The following is a 3,054-nucleotide window of genomic DNA, read 5'->3' as shown; positions in this document are numbered from 1 at the left end:
GCTGGCGGTGCCCCGGTACCTGGGCGCTCGCCGGAACGCCCTGGTCGCCGAGGGGGACAACGTCCTGCAGGAGCTGAAGACGCTGGCGTGGGCGTACTACCAGCAATACAGTGATTGGAGCGGCATCGCCGCGGGCGTCATTCCGTCCGCGTTTGGATTCACGGCTCCCGGAGCGGGATGCTGGAACTACAGCATCTCGGTGGGCGGCGTCGCCACCGTGATCCAGATGAGTGCGCAGAGCACGGCCGCGCCCTCTCGGTGCACTCCGCTTGGCGGGGTGGCCGCGTCCTCGATTAACCTGACGTTCAGCGGCGACGGCTCCTCGTCACGAACCCAGTCGCTGCCGTAGATCACGCTCGAGACCTACCGGCGTAGAGGTGGCCCGTAGTACGGGCCACCTTCGTGTTTGGTGAGAGGCACTCACCTGATCCCGGTCGAACGTCTAGGCTTTTCTGCGCATGGGCACACCCTGTGTGGATTCTTAGTTCACACGGGTGCGCGACGGCGTCCGGCATTTTATGGCAGGGAGCACTCATGGCAAGATTTATACGCAGGCCTGATCGTGGCTTTACCCTGATCGAACTGGTTGTCGTGCTGGCGATCCTCGGCATACTCGTCGCCCTGGCCACGCCGCGGTACCTCGGTGTGCGGCGCGACGCGTTCATCGCCGAAGCCGACACCGTGCTCGACGAGCTGAAGTCCCTGGCGTGGGGCTACTACACGCAGTACGGAGGGTGGTCCGGGATCACCGCGGCCAATGTGTCGGCGACGTTCGGATTCGTGGAGCCCCCTGATGCCGTGGGGTGCTGGGACTACGACCTGGAGTCCGACGCGACCGCCACGGTGATCGTGTTGCGGGCCACGGGCGATACCACCCCTGTGAAGTGCCTCCCCGTGAACACCGGCACCGTGACGCTCACAGTGAGCGGCAATGGATCGTCCTCGCGTGCGGTGAGTCTGCCGTGAGCCAGACGGGTGCGCGCAAACGCGCCCGGTCGGCCGAAGGCGGCTTCACGCTGATCGAGATCTTCGTCGTCCTGGCCGTGCTCGGCCTGTTGATCAGCCTCGCCGTCCCGCGCTACCTGGGGACGCGGCGGCACGCGTTCGTGACGGAAGCCGACCATGTCCTGCAGGAACTGCGCACCATCGCATGGGCCTACTACGTCCAATACGGCACCTGGGCCGGGTTGACGAGCGCCAACATGCCTGCCACCTTTTCGTTCACGCCCCCTGATGATGCCGATGGCTGCTGGGACTACGGACTGGCGACCGACGGGACCACGGCGCGGCTTGAACTCCTGGCCACAGGTGACAGTACGCCGGCGAAGTGTGGGCCCGTGAACACCGGCATCGTCACGCTGACACTCAACGGGGACGGATCGGCAACGCAGTCCGAGTCACTTCCGTAGGTGCCCTGACAGGTTCGTAGACGGGCACCGCCGAAACCCCGCGTCCGTGAGGGTACCTCCGCCGTGGTCTGTCGCCGCCGCAACCGTCGTCGCGGCCGCCGCTGCCCTGCGGATCGCGAGGCTGGCGGCCAAATCCCTCTGGTTCGACGAGACGTATAGCGTGTTCGTGGCCTCCTTGCCAATCGGGCGGCTGCTGACGATTACCGCGCTGAACGACGCGCACCCGCCGCTGTACTATCTGATGCTCCACGTCTGGATGCGGCTGTTCGGTGACGGCGAGATCGCGGTGCGGCTCCCGTCGATGATCTTCAGCGTCGCCGTCGTCCTGGTCACCTGGCTGTTCGGTCGCCGTCTGGTCGGCCCGGCGGCCGCCCTGGTGGCTGCGGCCCTCGTGGCCATCGCGCCGTCGCAGGTCGCCGCCGGCCAGGAGGCCCGGATGTACGGGCTGCTCTCGCTGACCGCGCTGTGCTCGTGGTGGGCGCTCTGGACGGCGGTGGAGGCTGAACGGCCGCGGGCGTGGTTTGCGTACGTTGCGGCCACCGCCGCGATGGTCTTCGGCCACTATTACGGCTTCTTTGTCATCGCGTCGCAGGCCATCTATCTGGTCTGGCGCCGGCCGGCTGCGCGCGTGTGGCAGAAGTGGGTAATCGCCGGCGCGGGCGTCGTGGTAGTCCTGCTCCCGTGGCTGCCGGCGATGGTCGGCCAAATCTCCAGCGGAAGGGCGTGGCCAGCATTTCGGCCCCCCCTCAGCCCCCTGCTCTTGATGGACACCATGGCCTATCTGACCCTGGGGCGTCCGGTGTTTGACGTGGTGGGGTCGGAGGCCCTTCCGCGGACACTCGCATGGGTCCTCATCAGCCTGGCCGCGGCAGCGGCCATCGGGGGATACCGGACCGTGTCCCGCGACCGCGGCGCGCCGGCGCTGCTCGTGTGCGCCGGAATCGTCCCGGTGGTCTCATCGTTCGCCGTGTCGTACGCGATCCATGTCTTCGCCCCGCGCTATCTCCTGTTCGCGCTCCCGCCGCTGGCCATGCTGGCGGCGAGCGGAATCGCCACTACCAGGTCGCCTGGCTGGATGCGCACCGTCGTGGTCGTCGGCCTGGGTGTGATGATGCTGGTGAACGCCAGCGCCTTGGTGCGGTTCTACCGGCAGCCGCGGCTGGATGTCTTCGACTGGCGAAAGGTGTCTCAGACCCTCGCCGCCCAGACTCGGGACGGGGACGTGATCGTGTTTCTGCCTGGATTCGCTCGAATTCCAGTGAACTATTATTTCCGCGGCCCCGAGCCCCGGATTGCGCTGACCCCCAACGGCGCGGATGTCATCGGTCCGGGCGGCGTGCGTCTGCCGGCCGTCGTGAGCATGCTGGTGCAGCATCCCCGGGTGTGGATTGTGACGGTCCCGCCGGTCCCGCCGTCGGTCGAGACACTGATCGCAGCGTTGGGCCAGGCGTCGTACACTGTGGAGGCGCGCGAGGCGATCAACATGGCCCGCCTGCTGCGCCTCGAGCGCACTCGGCCGCCATGAGCAGCGAGGCAGCACAACGCAACCCTGTCGGGTCAGCGGTCCGGCCCACGGACGGTGCGGAGGTGTGGATCGTGCTTCCCGCGTACAACGAGGCCGCGGCCCTGCCGCCTCTCCTCGAGG

Annotated in this window: 4 protein-coding genes; all 4 read left to right on the top strand. The window is 67.4% G+C overall.

The genetic code is table 11. The features are described from left to right. A partial coding sequence (locus ACRDSQ_RS14290) for a hypothetical protein (RefSeq protein WP_431421552.1) occupies positions 1-349 on the top strand: 349 nt, incomplete at its 5' end. Between the two features lie 185 nt (positions 350-534). Further along, positions 535-966: a type IV pilin protein gene (locus ACRDSQ_RS14285; RefSeq protein ID WP_431421551.1), complete on the top strand. Its 432-nt coding sequence runs from the start codon at positions 535-537 to the stop codon at positions 964-966. Then, positions 963-1,409: a type IV pilin protein gene (locus ACRDSQ_RS14280; RefSeq protein ID WP_431421550.1), complete on the top strand. Its 447-nt coding sequence runs from the start codon at positions 963-965 to the stop codon at positions 1,407-1,409. The genes ACRDSQ_RS14285 and ACRDSQ_RS14280 overlap by 4 nt, the downstream gene beginning before the upstream one ends. 46 nt (positions 1,410-1,455) lie before the next feature. After that, complete coding sequence (locus ACRDSQ_RS14275) at positions 1,456-2,934, top strand: glycosyltransferase family 39 protein (RefSeq protein WP_431421549.1); 1,479 nt, start codon at positions 1,456-1,458, stop codon at positions 2,932-2,934. Positions 2,935-3,054 lie beyond the last annotated feature (120 nt).

The organism is Actinokineospora sp., assembly GCF_050699995.1.
Lineage (GTDB): Bacteria > Actinomycetota > Actinomycetes > Mycobacteriales > Pseudonocardiaceae > Actinokineospora.
Note: the sequence above shows the minus strand (reverse complement) of the source record. Positions and strands in the feature narration are given on the sequence as shown.